This is a genomic window from Bradyrhizobium sp. UFLA06-24, from assembly GCF_054967145.1.
In genome coordinates, this window is record NZ_JADFUE010000206.1 from 1 (window position 1) to 740 (window position 740).

Below are 740 nucleotides of genomic sequence, written 5' to 3' on the forward strand. Positions count from 1 at the left end.
GCGGTTCAACCGCTTTCTCGGCCACGACAAGGTGACGGCGGAGCGGATCATCGAAAGCTGGGGCGACAGCACGGTGGCCGCGGTAGAGGGCCGCCATGTGCTGGCGATCCAGGACACCAGCGAGATCCACTTCAACACCACGCCGCAACGCCGGCGCGGGCTCGGCGAAATCGGCAAGGGCAATAACCACGGCGTGCTGCTGCATCCGCTGCTGGCCGTGGATGCCGACGATGGCAGCTGTCTTGGACTTTTGAGTGGGCAGGTATGGACGCGCCAGGGGCGTCGCACCACGACGCATGACGCACGTGACTTGTCTGACAAGGAATCGCAACGCTGGATATCCACCGCCATTGCGGCCAAGCCGCTGCTCACCGCTGCCGGAACGGTGACGGTCCTCGGTGATCGCCAGAGTGATCTCTTTGCCCTTTATGCCAGCTCGGCCGAGCATCACTTCCATGTCATCGCGCGCAGCATGCATGATCGCCAGCTTGCCGACCGCACCGGCCTGTATGAGGCCACCGACGCCATGCCTGTGGTGGATCGGAGGGCGATCCAACTGCCTGCGCGCGCGGCGCGACCGGCACGTCAGGCCCATCTCGAACTCCGCTTTGGCGCAATCGAGCTTGCCCGCCCGCAGAGCAAGTTCCTGCGCCATTTGCCGAAAAGCTTGCCGCTGGCGGTGGTCGACGTGTGCGAGATCAATGCCGGGCCCGGCGCAGAGCCGCTGCACTGGCGTCTGA

General features: G+C 65.1%; 1 protein-coding gene. It reads left to right on the forward strand.

Annotated features, from left to right (window positions below):
* The coding region (locus IF809_RS38665; RefSeq protein ID WP_462840094.1) for an IS4 family transposase at positions 1–740 on the forward strand (740 nt) is incomplete at both ends.